This window comes from Streptomyces sp. NPDC047971, from assembly GCF_040653355.1.
In the GTDB taxonomy this organism is placed as follows: domain Bacteria; phylum Actinomycetota; class Actinomycetes; order Streptomycetales; family Streptomycetaceae; genus Streptomyces.
In genome coordinates, this window is record NZ_JBEZNW010000028.1 from 20,072 (window position 1) to 41,175 (window position 21,104).

General features: G+C 70.7%; 20 protein-coding genes and 1 pseudogene. 9 read left to right on the plus strand and 12 right to left on the minus strand.

Annotated elements, in window-relative coordinates; translation table 11 throughout:
• Nucleotides 1-54 precede the first annotated feature (54 nt).
• The 3 genes from ppdK to AB0D99_RS24440 form a co-directional block, all read right to left on the minus strand.
• Nucleotides 55-2,766, minus strand: a complete 2,712-nt coding sequence (gene ppdK, locus AB0D99_RS24430; RefSeq protein ID WP_362366004.1) for a pyruvate, phosphate dikinase — start codon at nt 2,764-2,766, stop codon at nt 55-57.
• Nucleotides 2,767-3,175: 409 nt separating this feature from the next.
• Nucleotides 3,176-4,312 carry a tRNA dihydrouridine synthase DusB gene (gene dusB, locus AB0D99_RS24435; protein WP_362366007.1) on the minus strand — a complete coding sequence of 379 codons (1,137 nt, stop codon included), beginning with the start codon at nt 4,310-4,312 and terminating at the stop codon, nt 3,176-3,178.
• A complete protein-coding gene (locus AB0D99_RS24440; protein WP_362366010.1) occupies nt 4,313-5,236 on the minus strand; it encodes a helix-turn-helix domain-containing protein in 924 nt (307 codons plus the stop codon).
• A 101-nt stretch (nt 5,237-5,337) separates the two neighbouring features.
• Between AB0D99_RS24440 and AB0D99_RS24445 the strand changes: the two genes are divergently transcribed.
• Together AB0D99_RS24445 and AB0D99_RS24450 are read left to right on the plus strand one after the other, a co-directional pair.
• Nucleotides 5,338-6,783 (plus strand): MFS transporter, encoded by a 1,446-nt coding sequence (locus tag AB0D99_RS24445; RefSeq protein WP_362366012.1) that lies wholly within the window; start codon nt 5,338-5,340, stop codon nt 6,781-6,783.
• Between the two features lie 150 nt (nt 6,784-6,933).
• A complete protein-coding gene (locus tag AB0D99_RS24450; RefSeq protein WP_362366015.1) occupies nt 6,934-7,392 on the plus strand; it encodes a TIGR03618 family F420-dependent PPOX class oxidoreductase in 459 nt (152 codons plus the stop codon).
• A 96-nt stretch (nt 7,393-7,488) separates the two neighbouring features.
• Here AB0D99_RS24450 and AB0D99_RS24455 read toward each other — a convergent pair whose 3' ends face one another.
• Nucleotides 7,489-7,689, minus strand: a complete 201-nt coding sequence (locus AB0D99_RS24455; RefSeq protein ID WP_362366018.1) for a DUF6243 family protein — start codon at nt 7,687-7,689, stop codon at nt 7,489-7,491.
• A 257-nt stretch (nt 7,690-7,946) separates the two neighbouring features.
• Between AB0D99_RS24455 and AB0D99_RS24460 the strand changes: the two genes are divergently transcribed.
• Together AB0D99_RS24460 and AB0D99_RS24465 are read left to right on the plus strand one after the other, a co-directional pair.
• Nucleotides 7,947-8,978: an aldo/keto reductase gene (locus AB0D99_RS24460; protein ID WP_362366021.1), complete on the plus strand. Its 1,032-nt coding sequence runs from the start codon at nt 7,947-7,949 to the stop codon at nt 8,976-8,978.
• Between the two features lie 30 nt (nt 8,979-9,008).
• The gene (locus AB0D99_RS24465; RefSeq protein ID WP_362366023.1) at nt 9,009-9,596 is read left to right on the plus strand and encodes a TetR family transcriptional regulator; all 588 of its coding nucleotides are present in this window, start codon (nt 9,009-9,011) and stop codon (nt 9,594-9,596) included.
• Between the two features lie 69 nt (nt 9,597-9,665).
• Here the strand turns inward: AB0D99_RS24465 and AB0D99_RS24470 are convergent, their stop codons facing one another.
• Nucleotides 9,666-11,048 (minus strand): glycine--tRNA ligase, encoded by a 1,383-nt coding sequence (locus AB0D99_RS24470; protein WP_362366026.1) that lies wholly within the window; start codon nt 11,046-11,048, stop codon nt 9,666-9,668.
• Between the two features lie 245 nt (nt 11,049-11,293).
• On the opposite strand from AB0D99_RS24470, the gene AB0D99_RS24475 reads away from it, so the two are divergent.
• Genes AB0D99_RS24475 through AB0D99_RS24490 form a run of 4 tightly spaced genes read left to right on the plus strand, consistent with a single transcriptional unit; the run spans nt 11,294 to nt 14,468 of the window.
• The gene (locus AB0D99_RS24475) at nt 11,294-12,292 is read left to right on the plus strand and encodes a metal ABC transporter substrate-binding protein (RefSeq protein ID WP_362366029.1); all 999 of its coding nucleotides are present in this window, start codon (nt 11,294-11,296) and stop codon (nt 12,290-12,292) included.
• Nucleotides 12,293-12,315: 23 nt separating this feature from the next.
• Complete coding sequence (locus AB0D99_RS24480) at nt 12,316-13,077, plus strand: metal ABC transporter ATP-binding protein (protein WP_362366032.1); 762 nt, start codon at nt 12,316-12,318, stop codon at nt 13,075-13,077.
• Nucleotides 13,078-13,087: 10 nt separating this feature from the next.
• Complete coding sequence (locus AB0D99_RS24485; RefSeq protein ID WP_362366198.1) at nt 13,088-14,005, plus strand: metal ABC transporter permease; 918 nt, start codon at nt 13,088-13,090, stop codon at nt 14,003-14,005.
• A 46-nt stretch (nt 14,006-14,051) separates the two neighbouring features.
• Nucleotides 14,052-14,468: a Fur family transcriptional regulator gene (locus AB0D99_RS24490; RefSeq protein WP_362366035.1), complete on the plus strand. Its 417-nt coding sequence runs from the start codon at nt 14,052-14,054 to the stop codon at nt 14,466-14,468.
• A 143-nt stretch (nt 14,469-14,611) separates the two neighbouring features.
• On the opposite strand, the gene AB0D99_RS24495 is transcribed toward AB0D99_RS24490, so the two are convergent.
• On the minus strand, nt 14,612-15,043 hold the full coding sequence (locus tag AB0D99_RS24495) for a hypothetical protein (RefSeq protein WP_362366038.1): 432 nt from the start codon (nt 15,041-15,043) through the stop codon (nt 14,612-14,614).
• A gap of 181 nt (nt 15,044-15,224) precedes the next feature.
• Here AB0D99_RS24495 and AB0D99_RS24500 point away from each other — a divergent pair, with 181 nt between their 5' ends.
• A complete protein-coding gene (locus AB0D99_RS24500; RefSeq protein WP_362366041.1) occupies nt 15,225-16,094 on the plus strand; it encodes a hypothetical protein in 870 nt (289 codons plus the stop codon).
• A 19-nt stretch (nt 16,095-16,113) separates the two neighbouring features.
• On the opposite strand, the pseudogene AB0D99_RS24505 reads toward AB0D99_RS24500, so the two are convergent.
• From AB0D99_RS24505 to AB0D99_RS24530, 6 genes and pseudogenes are all read right to left on the minus strand, one after another.
• Nucleotides 16,114-16,407 (minus strand): annotated as a pseudogene (locus AB0D99_RS24505) (transposase); the annotation flags it as partial.
• Between the two features lie 103 nt (nt 16,408-16,510).
• Nucleotides 16,511-17,038, minus strand: a complete 528-nt coding sequence (locus AB0D99_RS24510) for a YcxB family protein (protein ID WP_362366044.1) — start codon at nt 17,036-17,038, stop codon at nt 16,511-16,513.
• A gap of 173 nt (nt 17,039-17,211) precedes the next feature.
• Nucleotides 17,212-18,036 carry an isoprenyl transferase gene (locus AB0D99_RS24515; RefSeq protein ID WP_362366201.1) on the minus strand — a complete coding sequence of 275 codons (825 nt, stop codon included), beginning with the start codon at nt 18,034-18,036 and terminating at the stop codon, nt 17,212-17,214.
• Between the two features lie 19 nt (nt 18,037-18,055).
• The gene (gene recO, locus AB0D99_RS24520) at nt 18,056-18,805 is read right to left on the minus strand and encodes a DNA repair protein RecO (RefSeq protein ID WP_352187931.1); all 750 of its coding nucleotides are present in this window, start codon (nt 18,803-18,805) and stop codon (nt 18,056-18,058) included.
• A gap of 134 nt (nt 18,806-18,939) precedes the next feature.
• The gene (locus AB0D99_RS24525; RefSeq protein WP_362366048.1) at nt 18,940-19,155 is read right to left on the minus strand and encodes a hypothetical protein; all 216 of its coding nucleotides are present in this window, start codon (nt 19,153-19,155) and stop codon (nt 18,940-18,942) included.
• A gap of 939 nt (nt 19,156-20,094) precedes the next feature.
• A complete protein-coding gene (locus AB0D99_RS24530) occupies nt 20,095-21,057 on the minus strand; it encodes a cytochrome ubiquinol oxidase subunit I (protein WP_362366051.1) in 963 nt (320 codons plus the stop codon).
• Nucleotides 21,058-21,104 lie beyond the last annotated feature (47 nt).

Genomic DNA, 21,104 nt, shown 5'->3' on the forward strand with positions numbered 1-21,104 from the left:
TTCCGGTGGTCTTTGCTACTGAACGCCCGGTCAGTGGGCGCCCCATGAGGGGGGTCAGCGGCTGTCCGAGCCCTTCGCCTCGGCGGCCGCGCGACCGGCCTCCAGACGCGCCACCGGGATCCGGAACGGCGAGCAGGAGACGTAGTCGAGGCCGACCTCGTGGAAGAAGTGCACCGACTCCGGGTCGCCGCCGTGCTCGCCGCAGACGCCCAGCTTGATGTCGGGGCGGGTGGCACGGCCGGACTCGACGGCGCTGCGGACCAGCGCGCCGACGCCGTCCTTGTCGATGGTCTCGAACGGCGAGACCCCGAAGATGCCCTTCTCCAGGTACGCGGTGAAGAAGCTGGCCTCCACGTCGTCCCGGGAGAAGCCCCAGACCGTCTGGGTGAGGTCGTTGGTGCCGAAGGAGAAGAACTCGGCGGCCTCGGCGATCTGGCCGGCGGTCACGGCCGCGCGCGGCAGCTCGATCATGGTGCCGAGCGCGAGCTTCAGCTCGACGCCGGTCCTGGCCTGCACCTCGGCGATGACCTGCTCCGCCTCGTCGCGGACGATCTCCAGCTCCTGGACGGTGCCGACGAGCGGGATCATGATCTCGGCGCGCGGGTCGCCCTTGGCGTCGATGCGCTGGGCCGCGGCCTCGGCGATCGCCCGGACCTGCATGGTGAACAGGCCGGGGATGACCAGGCCGAGCCGGACACCGCGCAGACCCAGCATCGGGTTCTGCTCGTGCAGCCGGTGCACGGCCTGGAGCAGGCGCAGGTCGTTCTCGTTCGGGTCCTTGCGGGCCTCGGCGAGGGCGACGCGCACCGACAGCTCGGTGATGTCGGGGAGGAACTCGTGCAGCGGCGGGTCGAGCAGACGGACCGTGACGGGCAGACCGTCCATGGCCTCGAAGAGCTCGACGAAGTCCTGCTTCTGCTGCGGGAGCAGGGCCTCCAGGGCCTCCGTGCGCTCCTCGTCGGTGTCCGCGAGGATCAGCTTCTCGACCATCTCGCGGCGCTCGCCGAGGAACATGTGCTCGGTGCGGCACAGGCCGATGCCCTGGGCGCCGAAGCGGCGGGCGCGGAGCGCGTCCTCGGCGTTGTCGGCGTTGGCGCGGACCCGCAGCCGGCGGACGCGGTCCGCGTACGCCATGATCCGGTGGACGGCCGAGACGAGCTCGTCGGCGTCGTCGGCGCCGGCGTGCATCCGGCCCTCGAAGTACTCGACGACCGGGGACGGTACGACGGGTACCTCACCGAGGTAGACCTTGCCGGTGGAGCCGTCGATGGAGACGACGTCACCCTCCTCGACGACCTGGCCCGAGGCCGTGGTCATCCGGCGGCGCTTGGTGTCGACCTCCAGCTCCTCGGCACCGCAGACACAGGTCTTGCCCATGCCGCGGGCCACGACGGCGGCGTGCGAGGTCTTGCCGCCGCGGGAGGTGAGGATGCCCTCGGAGGCGATCATGCCGTCCAGGTCGTCCGGGTTGGTCTCACGACGGATCAGGATGACCTTCTCGCCGGAGCGCGACCACTTGACGGCCGTGTACGAGTCGAAGACGGCCTTGCCCACGGCCGCGCCCGGGGAGGCGGCGATGCCGCGGCCGATCTGCTCGACCTTGGCGGCCTCGTCGAACTTGGGGAACATCAGCTGGGCGAGCTGCGCGCCGTTGACGCGCTGGAGCGCCTCGGCCTCGTCGATCAGGCCCTGGTCCACGAGCTGGGTGGCGATCCGGAAGGCTGCGCCCGCGGTGCGCTTGCCGACGCGGGTCTGCAGCATCCACAGCTGGCCGCGCTCGATGGTGAACTCGATGTCGCAGAGATCCTTGTAGTGGGTCTCCAGCGTCTCCATGATCTGCATCAGCTGGTCGTACGACTTCTTGTCGATCGACTCCAGCTCGGCGAGCGGCACGGTGTTGCGGATACCGGCGACGACGTCCTCGCCCTGCGCGTTCTGCAGGTAGTCGCCGTAGACGCCCTGGTGGCCGGAGGCGGGGTCGCGGGTGAAGGCGACGCCGGTGCCGGAGTCGGGGCCGAGGTTGCCGAAGACCATGGAGCAGACGTTGACCGCGGTGCCGAGGTCGCCCGGGATGCGCTCCTGGCGCCGGTAGAGCTTGGCGCGGTCGGTGTTCCAGGAGTTGAAGACGGCCTCGATGGCGAGGTCCATCTGCTCGCGCGGGTCCTGCGGGAAGTCGCGGCCGGCCTCGGCCTTCACGATCTTCTTGAACTGCTTGACCAGCTTCTTCAGGTCGGCGGCGTCGAGGTCGGTGTCGACGGTGACCTTCTTGGCGGCCTTGGCCTCGTCGAGGGCCTCCTCGAAGAGCTCGCCGTCGACGTCGAGGACGGTCTTGCCGAACATCTGGATGAGGCGGCGGTACGAGTCCCAGGCGAAGCGCTCGTCGCCCGCCTGGGCGGTGAGGCCCTCGACGGACTTGTCGGAGAGACCGATGTTCAGGACCGTGTCCATCATGCCGGGCATGGAGAACTTGGCGCCCGAGCGGACGGAGACGAGCAGCGGGTCGTCGGCCTGGCCGAGCTTCTTCCCCATCTGCCGCTCAAGGGTGTCGAGGTGCGCGCTGACCTCGTCACGGAGTTCGACCGGCTCGGAGCCGCTGTCGAGGTAGACCTTGCACGCCTCGGTGGTGATCGTGAAGCCGGGGGGAACCGGGAGGCCGAGGTTGGTCATCTCGGCGAGGTTCGCACCCTTGCCACCGAGCAGGTCCTTCAGGTCCCTGTTGCCCTCGGTGAAGTCGTACACGAACTTCTGATCTTTGTTTTCCGACACGTGTCTCGACTCCTCGAGGACTCGGTGGCTGCCCTGACGGCGAGGAACATACCCAGATCGAAGGCTCCTGGGGAGGTACGCCTACCGGTCGCGTGGTCTTAACCACCCGTCCGCCAGCACATCGAAAGTAACCGACTGGTAGCTTCCGCTTTCAAACGTCGAAGCCCACTTGACTCAAAGCAGAGCCTAAGCGCTCATCTGAGCGCCATACCGAGCAGGTGCGTTCAACTCTTGAACGCAGAAGGGGTGGCACCCAGTGCCACCCCTCCAGAAGTGCAACGCCATGTAATTCGCTCATCTGAGCACGCCCTCTATCAAGGGTGGCGCGAATCACTCCCTACGAGCGTCTTTTTTCCCACGATCCGGACGTCCTCGGTCACCCTCCGGACGGCCCCCGACCTCCGGAACTTCACCCTCCGGACGTGTCCAGCTCGGCCTCCTCGCTGATGCCCGCACAGTCGTACGGGTCCTTCAGCCAGCCGTCCGGCAGCACCACCCGGTTGTTGCCCGACGTACGGCCCCGCGGACCGTCGGCACCCACCGGCCACGGCTGGTCCAGGTCCAGCTCGCTCAACTGAGCGCTCAGCTCGTCCAGGGACGAGGTGACCGCGAGCCTCTTGCGCATCTCGGAGCCGACCGAGAAGCCCTTCAGGTACCAGGCCACGTGCTTGCGGAAGTCGATGACACCGCGGGACTCGTCCCCCAGCCACTCGCCGAGCAGCCGTGCGTGCCGCACCATCGCGTCGGCGACCTCGCGCAGCCCCGGCTGGGCGTAGGCGCCCGTGCCCTCGAACGCCGCCACCAGGTCGCCGAAGAGCCACGGCCGCCCCAGACAGCCGCGCCCCACGACCACGCCGTCGCAGCCCGTCTCGCGCATCATCCGCAGCGCGTCGTCCGCGGACCAGATGTCGCCGTTGCCGAGCACGGGGATCTCCGGCACGTGCTCCTTGAGGCGCGCGATGGCGTCCCAGTCCGCCGTACCGCCGTAGTGCTGCGCCGCCGTCCGCCCGTGCAGGGCGATCGCGGTGACACCCTCCTCGACCGCGATGCGACCGGCGTCCAGGAAGGTGATGTGGTCGTCGTCGATGCCCTTGCGCATCTTCATCGTGACCGGCAGGTCGCCCGCGTTGGACACGGCCTCGTTCAGGATCGCCCGCAGCAGCGGCCGCTTGTACGGCAGCGCCGAGCCGCCGCCCTTGCGGGTGACCTTGGGGACCGGGCAGCCGAAGTTCAGGTCGATGTGGTCGGCCAGGTCCTCGTCCGCGATCATCCGCACGGCCTTGCCGACGGTGACGGGGTCGACGCCGTAGAGCTGGATCGACCGCGGCTTCTCGCTCTCGTCGAAGCGGATGAGCTGCATGGTCTTCTCGTTGCGCTCGACCAGCGCCCGCGTCGTGATCATCTCGCTCACGAACAGGCCCTTGCCTCCGCTGTACTCGCGGCAGAGGGTGCGGAACGGGGCGTTGGTGATGCCGGCCATCGGCGCGAGCACCACCGGGGGCTGCACGACGTGCGGCCCGATGGCGAGGGGGGAGAACGCGGTCATTCAGCCATTGTCGCGCACCGCGCGGGTTTGTCGGACGGCCGTACTTTCCCGCGCGGACCCGTCGGATCGTCCGCACAGGTCACCCAGGCGTTCGAGGCCGGCCCGGGACTCCTCGTCCACCGGGACGTACGTCACCAGCCGCGGCCCGGAGGTCGGTCCGAGCCAGAGATTGGTGTGCTCCAGGTGCAGCGGGCCGACGTGGGCATTGCGGATGATCTTGGTGCGGCCGCCCTGGGCCACCACCTCGTGGCGCGCCCAGATCTCCCGGAACTCCGGCGAGGCCGCCTCCAGGCGGTGCAGCAGGGCCTTCCAGGCGGGCTCGGCAAGGTGCTCGGCCATCGAGGCCCGGAACTTGCCCGCCATCGCGCGCGTGACGTCCGGCAGCTCGGCGACGGCGGCCCGCCACTCGTCGTTGGTGAAGGCGAGCCAGATGCAGTTGCGGTCCTCGCGCGGCAGAGCGTCGAGGTCGCAGAGCAGCCTGCCGTACGTGCGGTTGTAGGCGAGGATGTCGTACCGGCTGTTCTGGACGCAGGCGGGCAGCGGCTCCAGCCGGTCGAGCATCGCGCGCAGCGCCGGTGTGACGGTCGGGCAGGGCGACTCGGGGTGCGGGTCGGCCTCGCCGCCGAGGGCGAAGAGATGGGTGCGCTCGGTCGGGTCGAGCAGCAGGGCCCGGGCGAGGGCGTCGAGGACCTGTGGCGAGACATGGATGTCCCGCGCCTGCTCCAGCCAGGTGTACCAGGTGACGCCGACGGCGGAGAGGTGTGCGACCTCCTCGCGGCGCAGCCCCGGGGTGCGGCGCCGCCGGCCGCGCACCAGACCGACCTGCTCGGGGGTGATGCGCTCGCGGCGGCTGCGCAGGAACGCGGCGAGCTCGTGCCGCCGGACGTCGACGGTCGTTCCCGTCTCCATGGCCATGGTCGTCATGCTCCCAGGGTGCCGGGGCGCTCAGCCCGTTTCCAGGTACTTCCTGTACCAGGATAAAGAGACTCTGGTACCAGGCTGAGCGGAGGTGGATCTTCGATGGCGTGAGTACTACCGCCTCCACCGTCGCCCCCGCCCGCGGGTCCGGCGTCGCCGTCGACCACGCGACGCCCGCCCTCGGCCCCCTCGGCCTGTTCACCGTGCTCCTCGGTGCCGCGCTGCCGCTGATCGACTTCTTCATCGTCAACGTCGCCCTGCCCTCCATCGACCACGACCTGGCGGCCGGCCCGGCCGTGCTGGAGCTGGTCGTGGCCGGGTACGGGCTCAGCTACGCCGTGCTGCTCGTCCTCGGCGGGCGGCTCGGGGACCTTTTCGGCCGCCGCAGGCTCTTCCTCGTGGGCATGGCGGCCTTCGGCCTGACCTCGCTGGCCTGCGGGCTCGCACCGGACGCCTGGACCCTGGTCGGCGCGCGGGTGGCACAGGGTGCCGCGGCGGCGCTGATGCTCCCGCAGGTCCTCGCGACCATTCACTCCTCGACGACGGGCGCCCGGCGCGCGAAGGCGCTGAGCCTGTACGGGGCGACCGGCGGCCTCGCGATGGTGGCCGGTCAGATCCTGGGCGGGATCCTCGTCGCGGCCGACCTCGCGGGCAGCGGCTGGCGCGCGATCTTCCTGGTCAACGTGCCGGTGGCGGTGGCCGGGCTGCTCCTCGCCGTCCGTACCGTCCCGGAGACCCGCTCCCAGGGTCCGGCTCCGGTGGACGTCCCGGGCACCCTGCTCCTCGGCCTCGCCCTGCTCACGCTCCTCGCCCCGCTCACCGAGGGGAGGGCGTCGGGCTGGCCGCTGTGGACCTGGATCTCTCTCGGTATCTTCCCGTTCGCCGCGGCGGCGTTCTGGCGGGTGGAGCTGCGGGCCGACCGGCGGGGCCGTACGCCGCTGGTGCCGCCGAGCCTGCTGGGCCTGGTCTCGCTGCGCCGGGGTCTCGCCCTGGTCGTGCCGTTCTCGATCGGGTTCGGCGGCTTCATGTTCGTGATCGCGGTCGCGCTCCAGCAGGGCCTCGGCCTCGGCGCGGTGATCTCGGGCCTGGCGCTGGTCCCGATGGCGGTGGCGTTCTTCGGGGCCTCGCTCGCCGGACCGCGCCTCGTGCGCCGGTGGGGTACCCGGATCGTCACCGTGGGCGGTCTCCTGCAGGCCCTCGGGATCGGCCTGCTCGCCCTGGCGGCCTGGCGGTCCTGGCCGGACCTGTCCGCGTGGAGCCTCCTGCCGGGCATGGCCGTCGCGGGCCTCGGCCAGGGCCTGCAGCAGCCGGTGCTGTTCCGGGTCGTGCTCTCCGATGTTCCGGCCGAACGGGCGGGCGTGGGCAGCGGGGTCCTGGTGACCGCCCAGCAGTCGGCCCTGGCTCTCGGCGTGGCCACGCTCGGCTCCCTGTTCCTCTCGCTCGCGGCCTCCGGCTCGATGGGCACCGCGCTGACCGTGACGCTCCTGGTGCAGCTCGCCGCGGTGGTCCTGACCGTCCTGCTGAGCCTGCGCCTGCCGCGCGTCGTGAGCTGAGCCGAGGTCGGGGGCGCCGCCGCTGCGGTGGCGCCCCCGACCTCGCGACGATCCGGACCCAGGTGATCCGAAGAAAGATAGTCTGCAACCGAACCATCTGCTACGGTCCTTCTATTGCGCTACCCGGCGCTCCACGAAGGGATCACCGCCATGCCCGGTCCGGCTCCACGCGCACTCTCCGAGACAGAACTCGACGGCATCCTCCGCGAGCAGCGGTTCGGCGTGCTCGCCAGCGTCCGCAGGACGGGCCACCCGCACCTGGCCACGGTCCTCCACCACTGGGACCCGAAGGAGCGCGTCGCGCGGATCTCCACCACACGGGACCGGCTCAAGCCCCGCCACCTGCGAGCCGATCCGCATGCGGCCCTGCACGTCAGCCGTGACGTCTGGGCCTACGCGGTCGCCGAGGGCGAGGTGGAGGTGTCGGAGCCCACCACGACCCCTGGCGACGCGGTCGGCCGCGAACTGCTCGCCATGGCCTCCGCGGGCGGGGCGCCGCCGGACGAGGCCGCCTTCCTGGAGGAGGCCGTCGCCGAAGGGCGCGTCGTCCTCCGCCTCAAGGTGTCCCGCCTCTACGGCACCGCCCTGGACGTCACGGAAGGGGCGTAGCGCGCTCCGCGCCCCCGACGCATGCCGGGCCCGTGGACGACGAAAGGAGCCCGGACCGCACCAGCGATCCGGGCTCCTTCGTCATCCACGTGGCGTCTACTCCTCGCCGGCGGCCGCCGTACCGGCGCCTTCGGCACCCAGCGCGCGCTCGCGCATCTTCTTCAGCAGCTCCTGCTTCTGGTCGACCGCGGCCTTGCGGTCGGCGCTACGGCTCTGAGCGGCGCCCTGCTGGTCGGCACGGGACAGCTTCCTGCGCTGTCCGCCGACGCCGAGAAGGTTGTTGCGGCCCTTGGCCATGGGGTTCTCCCATCAGTGAGATGTGCGGTCGTCAATCGGCTGGCGCTGCGCGGGAGTCGGACCCGCGGCGCTCTCACTCGTAGATCTGGAAGAACGAGAACATGGCGCAGACGCTACCCGCCGCCGCACGTCCCGGCACGCCATTTTCCTCACTCGGGCGAGTGAATGACAAACATTGAAATCTGTCAGTCGTCATGCCATAGTTGTCGTGCGCCGCTCCCCCGGCGTTCCGACTCCCTCCCGACGAGGAGACCCCCATGACCTCCACCCGCATCCCTCTCCGTCCTCTCGGCAGCACCGGCCCTCAGGTCTCCGCGGTCGGCCTCGGCTGCATGGGCATGTCCGCGCTGTACGGCGAGAGCGACCGCGCCGAGTCGATCGCGACCCTCCACGCCGCCCTGGACGCCGGGGTCACGCTGCTCGACACCGGCGACTTCTACGGAATGGGGCACAACGAGCTGCTGATCAACGAAGCCCTGCGCACGGCCCCGGCAGCCGTCCGCGACCAGGCCCTGACCAGCGTGAAGTTCGGCGCGCTGCGCACGGTCGAGGGCGGCTTCACCGGGTACGACGGCCGACCCGCCGCGGTGAAGAACTTCGCGGCGTACTCCCTGCAGCGCCTGGGCACCGACCACATCGACATCTACCGGATCGCCCGGGTGGACCCCGACGTGCCGATCGAGGAGACCGTCGGTGCGATAGCCGAGCTGGTCGAGGCCGGGCACGTCCGGCACATCGGCCTCTCCGAGGTGGGCGCCGACACCCTGCGCCGGGCGGCCGCCGTCGCCCCGATCGCCGACCTCCAGATCGAGTACTCCCTGATCTCCCGCGGCATCGAGGAGAAGATCCTTCCCACCGCCCGCGAGCTGGGCATCGGCATCACGGCGTACGGAGTCCTGTCGCGTGGTCTGATCAGCGGCCACTTCACCCGCGACCGCGAACTCGCGCCGGGCGACTTCCGGGGGATGTCCCCGCGCTTCCAGGGCGACAACCTCCACCGGAACCTGGATCTCGTGGACCGGCTGCGCGCCGTCGCCGAGGCCAAGGGCGTGACGGTCGCGCAGACCGCGATCGCCTGGGTCCTGGCCCAGGGGCCCCGGCACGGCGCCGACATCGTGCCGCTGATCGGCGCTCGCCGCCGTGACCGGCTCTCGGAGGCTCTCGGCGCCCTGGAGGTGACCCTCGACGCCGCCGACCTGGCGGCGATCGAGGCGGCCGTTCCCGTCGGCGCGGCGGCCGGCGAGCGCTACCCGCAGGCGCAGATGGCCCACCTGGACAGCGAGCACTGAGCCGTCCGGGGCGACGGGTACTGTCATTCCATGGCCGCCACCGAGACCCTGACCGCCGAGCGCATCCTCGAAGCCACCGAGGAGGTCCTGCGCCGATACGGCCCGGCGAAGGCGACGGTCGTGGACGTGGCCCGGGTGCTCGGCGTCAGCCACGGCAGCGTCTACCGCCACTTCCGCACGAAGGCGGCGCTCCGCGAGGCGGTCACCGAGCGGTGGCTCTCCCGCGCCGAGGTCGCGCTCGCGGAGCTGATCGCGGCGTCGGACCGCCCGGCCGCGGAGAAGCTCCGCGCCTGGTTCGCATGCCTCTTCGAGGCCAAGCGGCACAAGGCCGGCGACGACCCCGAGCTGTTCGCGACGTACGGGGTGCTGATCGACGAGGCCAGCGGCGTGGTCGACCACCACATCGAGGCGCTGGTCGACCAGGTCCGCGCGATCGTCGAGGAAGGCGTCCGCGCGGGCGAATTCGGTGCCCCCGACCCCGGCGCCTCGGCCCGCGCGCTCTTCATGGCGACGGCCCACTTCCACGACCCTGCCTACGCCGCGGAGTGGCAGCGCCCCACGATCGACGCGGAGTTCCACGCGGTCGTGGAACTGCTGCTGCGCGGACTGCGCCCGTAGCGGCCCTCGAACACACGGGAAGGCCCCCGGTTCCGTACGGAACCGGGGGCCTTCCCGTGGAGCGGGGACTCAGCAGCCGAGCAGGCGGCTGCCCAGGTAGCCCTGGATCTGGTCGAGGGAGACGCGCTCCTGCTTCATCGTGTCGCGCTCGCGCACGGTCACCGCGTTGTCGTCCAGGGTGTCGAAGTCGACGGTGACGCAGAACGGCGTACCGATCTCGTCCTGGCGGCGGTAGCGGCGGCCGATGGCGCCGGCGTCGTCGAACTCGATGTTCCAGTTCTGCCGCAGGTCGGCGGCGAGGCCCTTGGCCTTCGGCGACAGCTGCGGGTTGCGGGACAGCGGCAGGACGGCGACCTTGATCGGCGCGATGCGCGGGTCGAAGCGCATCACGGTGCGCTTCTCCATGACGCCCTTGGCGTTCGGGGCCTCGTCCTCGTTGAACGCGTCGAGCATGAACGCCAGCATCGTCCGGCCGACACCGGCCGCCGGCTCGATGACGTAGGGGGTCCAGCGCTCGCCGGCCTCCTGGTCGAAGAAGGACAGGTCGTTGCCGGACGCCTTGGAGTGGGCGTTCAGGTCGTAGTCGGTGCGGTTGGCGACACCCTCGAGCTCGCCCCACTCGCTGCCGCCGAACTGGAAGCGGTACTCGATGTCGGCGGTCCGCTTGGAGTAGTGGGAGAGCTTCTCCTTCGGGTGCTCGAACCAGCGCATGTTCTCCTCACGGAGACCCAGGCCCGTGTACCAGTTCCAGCGCTGCTCCATCCAGTACTCGTGCCACTGCTCGTCCTCGCCCGGCTTGACGAAGAACTCCATCTCCATCTGCTCGAACTCGCGGGTGCGGAAGATGAAGTTGCCCGGAGTGATCTCGTTCCGGAAGGACTTGCCCATCTGCGCGATGCCGAACGGCGGCTTCTTGCGCGAGGTCTGCTGCACCTGGCCGAAGTTGGTGAAGATGCCCTGCGCGGTCTCGGGGCGCAGGTAGGCGACCGAACCGGAGTCCTGGGTCGGGCCGAGGTGGGTGGAGAGCAGACCGGAGAACTGCTTGGGCTCGGTGAAGGTGCCCTTGTTGCCGCAGTTGGGGCAGTTCAGGTCGGTGAGGCCGTTCTCGGGGAGACGGCCGTGCTTCTCCTCGTACGCCTCCTCCAGGTGGTCGGCGCGGTAGCGCTTGTGACAGGAGGTGCACTCGGTCAGCGGGTCGGTGAAGGTGGCGACGTGACCGGAGGCCTCCCAGACCTCGGTGGCCAGGATCACCGACGAGTCGATGCCGACGACGTCCTCGCGCGCGGTGACCATGTAACGCCACCACTGACGCTTGATGTTCTCCTTGAGCTCGACACCCAGCGGCCCGTAGTCCCAGGCGGCACGCTGGCCGCCGTAGATCTCACTGCACGGGTAGACGAAGCCACGGCGCTTGCTCAGGCTGACGATGGTGTCGATCTTGTCGGCGGCCACGGTGCTCTCTTCATTACGACGGCGGAAAGGATGTGAACAGCGGCGCGAAGCGCCTCGTTGGGGGGTGGTGGTCGGGAGACGGGTGGGCGAATGCTTCAGGTTACCGGCGCCCCTGCCCCCCGTATCAAATCGGTTCGGCTTCTCGCCACGTACGCGGACGGGCGTGCCTCGGTGTGGCCGGGCGTGGCCGGGAACACAGAAAGGGCAATTGACAACCGTTTCCAACTTTGTTGAAAATGAGTGTCATGAACGTACGCCGCCTGATACCCCCCACCGCCGTCGCCGGAGCCGTCGCACTCGGACTCGTGACCCTGTCCGCCTGCGCCGGAACGTCCGACGCCGCCGACAAGGGCGAGGGCAAGCTCAGCGTGGTGGCGTCGTTCTATCCCCTGCAGTACCTGGCCGAGCAGATAGGCGGCGAACACGTCTCCGTCGAAACGCTCACCGCCCCCGGCGTCGAGCCGCACGACCTGGAGCTCAAGCCTCGGCAGATAGGCGAGCTCGGCGACGCCGACTACATCCTCTACCTCAAGGGCGTCCAGCCCGCCGTCGACGAAGCGATCGCCCAGGCGGGCGTCAAGAACACCGTCGACGCCGCCACCCTCACGAAGCTCGAGAACCACGGCACCGGCGGCGGGCACGACCACGGCGCCGAGGAGCACGGTCACGAGGAGGCGGGCCACGGCGAGGAGGGGCACGACCACGGACACGAGTCCGAGGCCGGAGCCGACCCGCACATCTGGCTCGACCCGGTGAAGTACGCCGAGGTCGCCAAGGGCGTCGGCGCCTCCCTGGAGAAGGCCGACCCGGACCACGCCGCCGCCTACAAGAAGAACACCGACGCCCTGGTGAAGAAGCTCGGCGACCTGGACACGGCGTTCGAGACCGGTCTGAAGAACACCACCACCAAGACGTTCATCACCACCCACTCCGCCTTCGGCTACCTCGCCGAGCGCTACGGCCTGGACCAGGAGGGCATCACCGGCATCGACCCCGAGTCGGAGCCGAGCCCCGCCCGCGTCAAGGAGCTCCAGTCCATCGCGAAGAAGGAGAAGGTCTCCACCGTCTTCTTCGAGACGCTCGCCAGCGACAGGACCGCGAAGACCCTCGCCCAGGACACCGGCCTGAAGACCGACGTCCTGGACCCGCTGGAGGGAATCACGGACGCGTCCAAGGGCGATGACTACATCGAGGTCATGCAGTCCAACCTCGCCGCGCTGAAGAAGGCCCTCGGCGCGAAGTGACCCACGCACAGCAGGAGGCACCCGTGACCGCGCCCGTCATATCCGTCCGCGGAGCCACGGCGACCCTCGGCTCGCGCCCCGTCCTGCGCGGGATCGACCTCGCCGTGAACCCCGGCGAGGTCGTCGCGCTGCTCGGCGCCAACGGCTCCGGAAAGTCCACCGCGGTCCGCGCGATCATCGGGCAGGTGCCGCTGACCGGCGGCACGATCTCGCTCTTCGGCACCGAGCAGAAGCGGTTCCGCCAGTGGGCCCGCGTCGGCTACGTACCGCAGCGCACCACGGCGGCGTCCGGCGTCCCCGCCACGATCCGCGAGGTGGTCTCCTCCGGCCGGCTCTCCCGCCGGAGGTTCGGCCCGCTGACCAGGACCGACAAGGCCGCCATCGACCGCGCCATCGACCTCGTCGGCCTCGCCGACCGCGCCGGCGACTCGGTGAGCGCCCTCTCCGGCGGCCAGCACCAGCGCGTCCTGATCGCCCGCGCGCTCGCCTCCGAGCCCGAGCTGCTGATCATGGACGAGCCGATGGCCGGGGTCGACCTCGCCAGCCAGGAGATCCTCGCCTCCACCCTGCGCGAGCAGGTCGCGGGCGGTACCAGCGTCCTGCTCGTGCTGCACGAGCTGGGCCCGCTGGAGCCGCTGATCGACCGGGCCGTGGTCCTCCGCGACGGCTGCGTCGTCCACGACGGGCCGCCGCCGCAGGCCGTCGGCCAGCACGCGCTGCCCGGCCACGACCACGTCCATCCGCACGCGGCCGGTGAGCCGCTCCGTACGGGTCTGCTGACCTGAGGAAGCTGACCTGATCATGGAATTCCTCGAACCCGCCTTCATGCAGCGGGCGCTCCTCGCGGCCGTCCTCGTCGGCATCACCGCGCCCGCCGTCGGCATCTTCCTCGTCCAGCGCCGCCAGGCGCTGATGGGCGACGGCATCGGCCATGTCGCCATGACCGGCGTCGGCCTCGGCTTCCTGCTGAACAGCAGCCCGGTGTGGATGGCCACCCTCGTCGCGGTCGCGGGCGCCGTGCTGATGGAGCTGATCCGGACGTACGGGCGCACCCGCGGCGACCTCGCGCTCGCCCTGCTCTTCTACGGAGGCATGGCGGGCGGCGTCATGCTGATCCAGGTCGGGGGCGGCTCCAACGCCAACCTGCTCTCGTACCTCTTCGGATCCTTGTCCACGGTGTCGTCCGAGGACGTCACCGCGATCGCCGTGCTCGCCGCCTTCGTCGTCCTCGTCACCATCGGCCTGCGCCGCCAGCTCTTCGCCGTCAGCCAGGACGAGGAGTTCGCCCGGGTCACCGGCCTGCCGGTGCGCGCCCTCAACCTGCTGGTCGCGATCACGGCCGCCGTGACCGTCACGGTCGCGATGCGGGTCGTCGGACTGCTCCTCGTCAGCGCGCTGATGGTGGTCCCGGTCGCGGCGGCGCAGCAGCTGTCCCGCTCCTTCCGGACGACGTTCGTCCTCGCGATCGTCATCGGCACCGGCGTCACCCTCACGGGCACCGTCACCACGTACTACCAGGACCTGCCGCCGGGCTCGCTGATCGTGCTGCTCGCGATCGCCGTCTTCGTGGTCCTGACCGCGCTCGCCGCTCCGCTGGCCAGGCGCCGCGCCCGGGCGGCGGAGGCGGCGGCCTCCTCCTCGTCCCCGTCCTCGGCGGAGTGCGACATGGCCGTTCCGTCCACGCGGCGACCCACGGACGACGCCAGGGTCTAGCAGCCTGGCAGAATGGCGGGGGCGACGACTCAACTAGGAGGCCCCTGTGGCGACGGCAGGACCCCCCGTACGCGGCCGCTCGACCAAGCAGCGGGCCGCGGTGTCGGCGGCACTGAACGAGGTGGACGAGTTCCGCAGCGCCCAGGAGCTGCACGACATGCTCAAGCACCGCGGCGACTCGGTCGGCCTCACGACGGTGTACCGCACGCTCCAGTCCCTCGCGGACGCGGGCGAGGTCGACGCGCTGCGCACCAGCGAGGGCGAGACGGTCTACCGCCGCTGCTCGACGGGCGACCACCACCACCATCTCGTCTGCCGCGTCTGCGGCAAGGCGGTCGAGGTGGAGGGTCCGGCGGTGGAGCAGTGGGCGGAGACGATCGCGTCCCAGCACGGCTACGTCAACGTGGCGCACACGGTCGAGATCTTCGGCACCTGCGCGGACTGCGCGCAGAAGGTGGCCTGACGCACCGAAGGGGCCCGCACCGGATCGCACCGGTGCGGGCCCCTTCCGCATGCGGGAGCACAGGTCTCAGAGGGCGGTTCGTGATCTGATGTCCGTTTCCCGGTGAGGTTGGGACAGGACCGCTGGTCGCGGGGCTCGGTCGGCTATTGCTTCCTGGCGAAGCTGCCCGTGTCGATTTCGGTGAGGATGCCGAGCTTGACCAGGCGTTTCAGCTTGGCGCGGGTGCCCTCGATGTTCTTCGGCAGCAGTTCGTGATCGAGGGCTTCGCAGACGTCCCGGGCCCGTAGCGGTCCGGTCGCATCGTTGAGGACACCGAGGATGCGGGGGTAGTCCGGGTGCTCGGGCAGGGCCGGTGGGACGGCCGGGAGCCGGTCGGCGAGGCCAGTGAGGGTCTTCCGGGTGATCGCGAGGTGTTCGAGGTGGGTCTCTGCCTCCCGCGAGGCACCGACGAAAGGTGCCTCGTCCCTGTGACGGAAGTCGCTGGTGGCGGGGCACCTTTCATGGTTTGTCCGGACCTCCTGCCGGGGTCGCTGCTCGATCGCGGGAAGCGAGCGCTTTGCCCCCCCTTTGATCACGCCGGTGTGCCTAGGTGCATGATGTGCCTGGACATAGGGGGGACGCATGACGCAGACCGCGCCGCCGAAATGGGGGCTGACACCGCCGGGGGCTCCTGGGAATCCGGGTGTGCCGCCGCAGGGGTTCATGCCTGTGCGGCCTCCGGACGGCGGGAACGCTGCGGTGTTCACCGTCGGGGCTGTGGCAATCGGGGCTGAGACCGTGATCGCCGCGCTGGTCGCCGTCCTGTACAGCTTGCAGTCCGAGTCCCACGGAGGCGAAGGCGGCCTGGGATGGCTGTTCGGCACCATATTCGCGCTCGTGCTGCTGGCAGTCATTTCGATGATCGCAGGGCTGGCCGGTTCGGCAATGGCGGTGCTCCCCCTCGTCCTCCTCGGGCGTGCGGTGGCCCGCCGTACGGGTCGGCGCGACAGCTGGCAGCTCACCCTGGCCACTGTGGCGGTCGTTGCCGCCGCCCTGGCGCTGCTCATCGGCTCCTGCATGCTCCTGGCCGGCTTCGGCGGCCCCGGCGACCTGCTCGTTTATCCCGTCCTTGCCCTCAGCCTCATCGTCGGGCTGGCACCCGCGACCCTGTGCGCCCGGGCGGCGGGGAACCCCGGAAAGCCCGGGGCCCGATGGCGGGTGCTCGGGGGCGTAGCGCTGGGCGGTCTGGGGCTGCTCGCGGTGACGCTTGCGGTCGGGGTCGCGGCGTACAGCTCGGGGATCCTCAAGATCTACGAACCGCCCCGGCTCACTGAAGCCGACATGGTCGGCACCTGGACGGACGGCGACGGCGGAAGCCTCCGCTTCGAGGCGGACGGCACGGTGACGGCGAAGGGCGTCAACCAGTACGAGGCCACGGGTGAGCAGTCCGGTGCCTCCAACTGCACCGGGAAATGGCAGCTGACCGAGAACGACGGTGTCGGTCGGCCGTTCGAGCTCAGCATCGCGGACTGCGAGAGCCTGTCCTTCGGCTGGGACATCGGCGGTACGGAGGAACACCCGACGGTCTTCACCTGGATCGGCGAGCCGGATTCGGGTGAGCGGTACATCCTTACGCGGCAGCGGTAAGCCATCCGGTGCTGGCCCGTTCACGGACCTGGCAGCGCAGGAGTTCGTGGATGACCTGGTCGGCTCCGTCGTCCCGCCAGGCGGCGAAGTAGTAGTACGTCGCGCTCTTCTGCGGCAGGTCGTGCGGGAGGTAGGCCCACTGGCAGCCGGTCCGGCCCTGGTAGAGGATCGCGTTGACGATCTCGCGCATCTCGTAGGCGCCCTGATGGCCGCTGACCGAGCGGTGCCGGTCCTTCCATACAGTGATCACCGGCTCGATCAACGCCCACTGCTCGTCCGATAAGTCGCTGGGGTACGGCTTGCGTTCACTCACATCATCACACCAGCAGACGAGCGGCTACGGACCGGCGGATTCCGCCCTGCCCCCACACCATCAGGCGACGACAGAACCTGTCAAAGGCTCACGAACCGGCCTCTCAGACCGGCTTCACCCGGCGTTCCAGAACCGCCCGCAGCCGTTCGAGGTCGGCGGGCGAGGCCACGCCCCGCTTGGGCAGCGCGGCGACGCCGACGCCCGCCTTGTCGGCGGAGAGCAGGACGAAGAGCGAGGGCGTCTCGACGTACAGGGGCAGCATCGCCCACCGGCTCGTGGTCTCGCTGACGCCCGTGGTCCAGGTCACCCCGTCGTCGTCCACGACGGCGCGGACCTCCCCCTGCGGCTCGACGAGCCCGTACATCTGCCGTCCCGTCAGGCGCGGCACGAGCGGTCCCAGCACGAGGACGAAGGCGCCGAGCCCGCCGAAGAGGAACACCTTCGACAGCTCCGGCTCCCCCGGCCCCGCCAGCTCCCACGCCACGATCAGGAAGGCCAGGACCCCGGTGCCGGGCAGCAGCCACCGCAGCCGCCGCCCCGTCGGCGAGTGGCGCATCCGCACTCGGACCGCCTCCGTGACCTCGGCCCTCGTCGGCACGTAGACCAACTCGACGGCGCTCGTCCCCTGCACGGTCCCTCCCCGGTGGCTCGGCTGCGAGGCGTGATCGTAGCGGGGCCCGGGCGTCCCGGGGCGGCCGCCCTCTCCGCGGCGGCCCGGGACGCGTACGGCCGGCACCCGAGCGCGGCGGGGAGGGCCGGGCCGTACGCGGCGGCGTCCGCGCGGCCCCGCCTTCTCCGGCCCGGTCAGTTCTTGTCGAGCACGGCCAGGTCCGCCGCGTCCACGCCGCCGAAGCGGCGGTCGCGGGAGGCGTACTCCACGCAGGCGCGCCACAGGTCGCGGCGGTCGAAGTCCGGCCACAGCACGTCCTGGAAGATCATCTCCGCGTAACTGCTCTGCCAGATCAGGTAGTTCGAGGTGCGCTGCTCACCGCTGGGGCGCAGGAAGAGGTCGACGTCCGGCATGTCCGGGTAGTAGAGGTACTTCTGGAAGGTCTTCTCGTTGACCTTCGACGGGTCCAGCCTCCCCGCCGCCACGTCCTCCGCGATCTTCTTCGCGGCGTCGGCGACCTCGGCCCTGCCGCCGTAGTTCACACAGAAGTACAGCGTCATCGCGTCGTTGCCGACGGTCTGCTCCTGGGCGATCTGGAGCTCCTGGACGACCGACTTCCACATCTTCGGCATCCGGCCGACCCAGCGGATGCGGATGCCCAGCTCGTCCATCTCGTCGCGCCGGCGACGGATCACGTCCCGGTTGAAGTTCATCAGGAAGCGGACCTCCTCGGGGGAACGCTTCCAGTTCTCGGTGGAGAAGGCGTAGAGGGAGAGGTTCTTGACTCCCATCTCCAGGCAGCCCTTGAGCACGTCGAGGACCACGCCCTCGCCGACCTTGTGCCCCTCGGTACGCGGCAGGCCGCGCTCCTTGGCCCAGCGGCCGTTGCCGTCCATCACACAGGCCACGTGGTTCGGCACGAGCTCGGCGGGGAGCTTCGGCGGACGGGCACCGGAGGGGTGCGGCTCGGGGACCTTGTACTCCCGGCGCTGCCGTCCGAGGATTCCGCGTCGTGCGATGGCCATGGCGATGGATCTCCTAGCTCTTCTCTACATACCGCAGGGAGCGCAGGCCGCGCTCCAGGTGCCAGTGGAGGTAGGCGGACACCAGCCCGCTCCCCTCCCTGACGTGACGCGGCTCGCACGCGTCCGCCGTCGCCCAGTCGCCGGTGAGCAGCGCGCTGAGCAGGCCGATGGCCTCCGGAGAGGGTACGACGCTGCCGGGCACCCGGCAGTCCCCGCATATGACCCCGCCCGCCGCGACCGAGAAGAACCGGTTCGGACCGTGGAGTCCGCATTTCGCGCAGTCCTCGAAGCTCGGCGCGTAGCCGTTGACGGCGAGGGAGCGCAGCAGGAAGGCGTCGAGGATGAGGTGCGGCGCGTGCTCGCCCCGGGCGAGTGTCCGCAGGCCGCCGACGAGCAGCAGGTACTGCTGTACGGCCGGCTCGCCCTCGTTGTCCGTGAAGCGCTCCGCCGTCTCCAGCATCGCCGTCCCCGCGGTGTAGCGGGCGTAGTCGGTGACGATCCCGCCGCCGTACGCGGCGATGGTCTCGCTCTGTGTGCAGAGCGGCAGCCCGCGCCCGACGAGATCACTCCCGCGAGCGAAGAACTGCACGTCGACGTGGGAGAAGGGTTCGAGCCTCGCCCCGAACTTCGACTTGGTCCGCCGCACCCCGCGCGCTACGGCGCGCACGCGGCCGTGACCGCGCGTGAGGAGCGTGATGATGCGGTCCGCTTCACCCAGCTTCTGGGTGCGCAGCACGATGCCGTCGTCGCGGAACAGACTCATGCGGCCATTCTCGCGTACGGACACCGCGTCCCGGGCACCCGCGCTCGTTCACGCGACTCCGGCCCGGGCGGGCCGGTGCGCCACAGCTCACCGGCCCGCCTCCCGTCCGTGGCCGATCGGCCGAACCGCCGCCTTCATGGCACCTCGCCCCGGCTCCGCGCGTTCGCGTGCGCCGTGGCCGCGCGCAGCCGCTCGGCGGCGGTGGCGGCCCGCACCCCGTCCGGCTCCGCGTCCCACTCCCGCCCGCCGCCGAGCGGCCGCAGCTGGACGTACGGGCCTTCGTGCCCCATGACCGTGCCGACCTTTCCCGTACGGATGTCGACGACGTACGACCCGATGGGCAGTTTCACGTCCGGCCCCCTTCTTTCCCCGGCGGTACGACGGCGGCCGGCCGTCTCCGCCGTGCGGCGTCCCGATGCGATGAGCGGCCGAGGGGGATCGGCGGCGAGGGTGCGAACGTCGAGCCCGCGCGAGGGCGACGCGATTCCCGCCCTCGCGACTGCGCCACGCAATTCCCCTGCCACCTCCTGCGTCTCGTGAACGGTCCCCACGGTCGGTCGCTCGTGTTCTTCCTTCACCAACGCAACCCTTTCCGAATCAATTTCCCGCTTACCGCATCCAGGGGGGTGCGGGATCCGTAGGATCGGCAGATGCGCAGGTCCGGAAACTGGCGTACCGGGTTCGGGAGTTAATCCTTGGCCATAGGGACGCGCCAGACGCGCGGGGGAGTTCTCGGGCCGGAAGCCGACGGCCCGGCGGGAGGCCAAGGGGCCGAAACGGACGGGCCGGGCGGTCTGGTGTTCGTTTCCGACGGAACACCGACCGGTTCGAGCAGGGAATTCGGAAGTCGCGTCCGGATACGGCTCAGCAAATCGATAGGGCCCTGCAAAGCGGCGCGCATGTCGAACGAGCGTATCGAAAATCCATCGACGTCCCGCCGCACGCGCCGCATCTCCAGTCGACGGCCGAGCGCCGGGGTCAGGACGGGCTGACGACCGGCCCCACCGTCGCCGGCACGCCCGCCGCGAAAGCCAGGAACGCCCTCCGCCGCGCTCCCCGCACAGAGAGCCCGCGCCGCCCGCGCTCCTGTCGGACCGTGGTCATCGTCCCCACCGAGCGGCGCCCTCACGACGGCGGCGCGCCCCCCTGCGTCGGCGCGTTCGACGCCGTCTCCGGCGGCCCGCGCTCCGGCGGGGTCGTCGAGAGACCGGAGGGCGGGCCCGCCTCCGTGGCGAGCCCGCCCTCCGGTCGTACGGCACGATCCCCTTACGGCGTCCGCGCCCGCCCAGTCAGCGGGCGCCCTGGCGGGCGAACACGCGCCAGATCCAGACCTGGGCGTACGCGACAGCCGCCAGCGCCGGCAGGGCCACCACCGCCAGCAACCCGAGGGAGGCGGAGTCCGCGATCGCGCCGGACAGGGTGAGCGCCCCCTCCCCCGAGCGGGTGGCCAGCACCGTCGTCCCGTTCGCCACACCGACCGCGACGGGCAGGGCGACCAGCGGGGCGCTGCCCAGCAGCAGCGCCCCGGCCGCCGCGGCGAGGAGGACGGCTCCCACGAGGGGCCAGAGGAGACGGCGGGCGAATCCCGCCAGCCGCGGCTGCTCGGGATCGGTCCCCGGCAGCCGCCGGGCGGCGAAGAGCACGCCCTGGCGGAGGCTGCCCACGACGACCACGGCCGCGCAAACGAGCGCGAAGGGGTGCGCCAGGTCGGAGAAGGCGGCCACCGCATGCCCGTCGCCGTCCGTCGACAGGCCACGGATCAGGGCCGCGAGCAGCAGACCCCAGGTGAGGGCGAGCACCGCGCTCGTGACCGGCAGGACGACGTCCCATGTGCGCCGCCAGCCGCCGGACGGGAGCGCCGTGCGGAACCACAGGGCGGCGTCCCGCAGCACCCAGGCGCACAGCACGATCACCACGGGGACCCGCAGGACGGTCAGCAACTCGCCCTCCAGCAGCGGCAGGGCGCCGATGACGTTGCCCATCGCGTGGGAGAGGCCGGACCAGTTCAGTCCGAACTGAAACTCCTGCACGATGCCGCTGACGATGCCGAGCGCGTAGTTGATCACGTACAGGCCGCCCCAGAAGCGGACCCGGCGCATGCCCGTGGCCCGCGCCACGGGGTCGCGGGCCAGGGTGGCGCGGGTCTGGGTCACGGCGACGACGGTGACGAGGCCCAGGGTGAGGGCGACGAAGAGGAAGTGCAGCCCGGCCGTGACCGCGAACTGGAGTCGGGCGAGTTCAGCCGCGTTCACGGTGGCGTCCCTGATGGGGGAGGGCCGCGGACCGAACCGCGGGGTGG